This window comes from Okeania sp. SIO2B9, assembly GCF_010672505.1.
In the GTDB taxonomy this organism is placed as follows: Bacteria; Cyanobacteriota; Cyanobacteriia; order Cyanobacteriales; family Microcoleaceae; genus Okeania; species Okeania hirsuta.
The window spans coordinates 1-3,432 of record NZ_JAAHGK010000853.1; the positions used below are offsets into that span (position 1 = coordinate 1).

Genomic DNA, 3,432 nt, shown 5'->3' on the forward strand with positions numbered 1-3,432 from the left:
ATATTTGCTGATTTACAAAAGCAGCAAGCGGAAAGTACCAGGGAAGTTGTGAATTTATCTCGAAAACCAGATATAACAAAACGTTGGAGGAGAAAAAAATTTATGATTTCTCAACCCCAAGATTATCCAAAAATGACCCCTGAAGAATATCTAGAATGGGAAGCTAAACAGGAATTTCGCCATGAATATGTAGACGGTGAAGTTTTAGCTATGACTGGAGGAAGTCTTCCTCATAATGATATTGCTCTTAATTTCTACCGTTCTCTATATCCCCATCTCCGTCAAAGAGGTTGTCGAGTTAATGTGTCTGATGCTAAAGTTAAAGATGCTAAAAATAATCGTTATTTCTATCCAGATTTAGTTATTAGTTGTAATGCTGAGGATTTAAAATCTCGTGACTTTATTAAACATCCTAAAGTCATTGTTGAGGTGCTTTCCCCTAGTACAGGAAAATACGATCGCGGTGATAAGTTGAAATATTATCGTCAATTTCCTAGTTTGCAAGAATATGTTTTGGTAGATTCAGAATCAATATTTGTAGAAATTTATCAACGTGGGGAGGGGAAAATGTGGAATTATTGTGGGTATACAGAAGGTGAGTCTATTACATTAGAGAGTATTGAATTTAGTTCTGCTATTGAAGTTTTGTACGAAGGAGTTAATTTTGAAGTTCCAGAAAAAACAGAGCAAGCGTAGGTTGGGTTGAGGAACGAAACCCAACTTTACCAAAATAAAGCGCGTGTTGGGTTTATCCTAACGGATAAGCTCCGCTAACATTGAGGTAGTCGATGGGATTGAATTTTTAGATATAGAATAATTTAACCCTCGTACTCTACAAGTAAAGCAATACCAGCTGATATTTTATCCATAACTTCACTAGAACAAACACCTATTTTCTTAACTAACCTTTGCAAATCCATTCCTCTTATTTGCAATAAATCAACAGTAGAAACTTTGCTTAAATTATTTTCTAAATCCGGTTCAATTTTAATGTGTCAACTATCATTATTAAAATAATTTTTCCAATCAGTAATAGGTGCAATTAACTTAATTGGTAATCTACCAATACCATCGGAACTAATGATAATCGCCGGACGAATATTTCTAATTTATGCTCCGATAGTTGGGTCAAAATTTGTTAGCCAAATATCTCCCCGTTTGGGTAAATTATCATTCTTCATATAATTCATCCCAAGTTTGCAAATCTTCCCATTCTCTATCTTGCTGATAATATTCGCACATTTTTTCGGCTTGCTTTGCCAAAATTTTTCGTCTTTCTTCTAATGGTAATTTAATTAAATAACGGGTATCTTTTTCATCTATTTCTTGGAGGTAAGTATTGAACAATTTTTCTTTTAACTCCTGACTCTCTTTTAGAAAAATTCCTAACTCCTGAGCAATAGACAAACCTTGCTTATAAAAATCATGTGCCAACTTATCATCATGTAACTTATGATAAAGTTCGGCTAAATTATAAAGAGTTATAACTTCTTTCGGACGACTGCCAATTTGGCGATAAATATCTAATGCTTGTTGTAAAAGTTCCAGTGCTTCTATATTTTGCTGAAGTTCTATCAAAGTAGCACCTAAATTACATAAAGCAGTTGCTTTCATCCCAAGAGCATCAATTTTTTTCAGCAATTTGCAACTGTTGACGATGGTAATCTAATGCTTTGTGATAATCTTTGAGAGCAAAGTAAACATTTCCTAAATTTCCCATTGCTGCACCTTGACTTTTAGGACTTCTAATTTGTTTTGCAATACTCAAATTTTGTTGGTGGTACTCCAGAGCTAAATTGTATTTACCCAAGCGATGAAAAACATTACCTAAACTTCCAGACGCAGCTCCTATATTTGACAAATCACCTGTTTGTTTAGCAATATCTAAAGCTTTCTGATGACAACTAATTGCTCGAGCATAATTTTTTTGAGAAGAATAAATAGTTCCTAAATTATTCAATATCATTCCTTCATTATCTAGGTCCTTAATTTCCTGTGCAATTTTCAAACCTTGGTGATAATAATCGAGTGCCTGATGATATTTTCCTAGAGCATTATAAGCATTAGCTAAATTTCCCAAACTATGACCTTCTTCAGCTAGATTACCAACAGAACGTGCAACATCTAAACTGAGGTTATAATAGTTAATTGCTTGCTCATAATCTCCCATTGAATAATAAGCATTACCTAAATGTCTCAATGGTAAACCTTCCCTACTCCGCTGTTTCATTTCCTTAACAATATCTAGGTGTTGTTTGTGATAATCAATCGCTTTTTTATATTTACCTGATAAGGCATAAACAATTCCTAAACCTCCTAGCGCCATCCCTTCATTACCACTATCTTCTATCTTTCTGGCAATTACTAACTGTTGTTGATGATATTTAATAGCTTTCTGATATTCTCCTAAAGATTTGTAAGCTGTAGCTAAACCCCCTAACGTTCTTCCCACTCCCAGAGGGTCTTCATTTTCTTTTATAATAGTTAAATGTTGCTGATAAGAATCAATAGCTTTTTGATATTTTCCCATAGAAATATAAACACTACCTAAATTAGAAAAAGCTCTTCCTTGACCTAAGCGATCGCTTCTTTCTTGAGCAATTACTAAATGTTTTTGGTGATATTCAATAGCTTTTTGATATTCTCCTAAAGAATAGTGAACGTTACCTAAACTTCCTGATGCTGCTCCCTCTTGAAAGCGATCGCCCTTTCTGCTTCTATTGCTGCGGGAGAATTTCCAGCACCAGTCTCCACAATACCTACTTCCCACTGTTGACCATCAATAGAAAATTTACCCCTTTCATAAATTGTCCCATTAGGGTGAATATCCTCCCCCAAGTCACTCAGATAAGCGCGTACTGCCATATATTCGATACGAATTGCTGTTAAAATAACCGCACAAGCCATACCTTTACCTATTAATTGAGCTGCTTTGTATTATGGCTAATTTATTTTTAAATGTGTAAAAATCAAACTGCTTTTCAATAAATTTAAACTCCTTTCTAATACTATTCAATTACTTCTATTACCAACTTATTACAGAAAAAAATTTCTATGAACGACCAAAAACCCATACTTCAAATTTTTCTACTCGAATACCAAAAATTGAAAGAAGAACAACTCAAACGTATTGCCTTCCGAGACCAAATCATTTATCTAACACTAGGAATATTTGGCGGAATACTCTCTTTTGCTCTATCAAATAAAACTAATTTTTATGCCCTCTTAGTTATTCCTTGGGTTTGCCTAATGGGACTTACATAAAATAAAGGCAGAAAATAGGGTCAGATATAGATGGGTAGAGGTTTTCACGTCGAAAAGGCATAAATCCTGAGTTACTAAGGGTTCTAGCCATTTTTAAGGCTTTGACGTAATTCCCTTGTCTAGACTGACTTTGACGCATTTTTCCTACCAAAAAATGTCTAAGTACCA

The 3,432-nt window shown here is 34.2% G+C and carries 6 protein-coding genes; 2 read left to right on the plus strand and 4 right to left on the minus strand.

What is annotated here, in order from left to right:
* The coding region (locus tag F6K13_RS24475; protein ID WP_353735711.1) for a Uma2 family endonuclease at positions 1-696 on the plus strand (696 nt) is incomplete at its 5' end.
* Positions 697-818: 122 nt separating this feature from the next.
* Here the strand turns inward: F6K13_RS24475 and F6K13_RS35375 are convergent.
* The 4 genes from F6K13_RS35375 to F6K13_RS24490 all read right to left on the minus strand — a co-directional run bounded on the left by F6K13_RS35375 (position 819) and on the right by F6K13_RS24490 (position 2,907).
* Positions 819-992 (minus strand): type II toxin-antitoxin system PemK/MazF family toxin, encoded by a 174-nt coding sequence (locus F6K13_RS35375; protein WP_205127511.1) that lies wholly within the window; start codon positions 990-992, stop codon positions 819-821.
* Positions 993-1,170: 178 nt separating this feature from the next.
* A complete protein-coding gene (locus tag F6K13_RS24480) occupies positions 1,171-1,641 on the minus strand; it encodes a tetratricopeptide repeat protein (protein WP_124146935.1) in 471 nt (156 codons plus the stop codon).
* On the minus strand, positions 1,625-2,770 hold the full coding sequence (locus F6K13_RS24485; RefSeq protein ID WP_124146934.1) for a tetratricopeptide repeat protein: 1,146 nt from the start codon (positions 2,768-2,770) through the stop codon (positions 1,625-1,627). Before F6K13_RS24485 ends, F6K13_RS24480 begins: the two co-directional genes overlap by 17 nt.
* Entirely contained in the window at positions 2,668-2,907 is a 240-nt protein-coding gene (locus tag F6K13_RS24490; RefSeq protein ID WP_124146933.1) for a hypothetical protein, read from the minus strand. The genes F6K13_RS24485 and F6K13_RS24490 overlap by 103 nt, the downstream gene beginning before the upstream one ends.
* Before the next feature lie 147 nt (positions 2,908-3,054).
* On the opposite strand from F6K13_RS24490, the gene F6K13_RS24495 reads away from it, so the two are divergent.
* The gene (locus tag F6K13_RS24495) at positions 3,055-3,264 is read left to right on the plus strand and encodes a hypothetical protein (RefSeq protein ID WP_192901190.1); all 210 of its coding nucleotides are present in this window, start codon (positions 3,055-3,057) and stop codon (positions 3,262-3,264) included.
* The last annotated feature ends 168 nt before the right edge of the window (positions 3,265-3,432 follow it).

Excerpts from the sequence above, each read along its gene's own strand:
- F6K13_RS24490 (WP_124146933.1), bottom strand. The coding sequence starts at position 2,907 with ATGGCTTGTGCGGTTATTTTAACAGCAATTCGTATCGAATATATGGCA.
- F6K13_RS24495 (WP_192901190.1), top strand. The coding sequence starts at position 3,055 with ATGAACGACCAAAAACCCATACTTCAAATTTTTCTACTCGAATACCAA.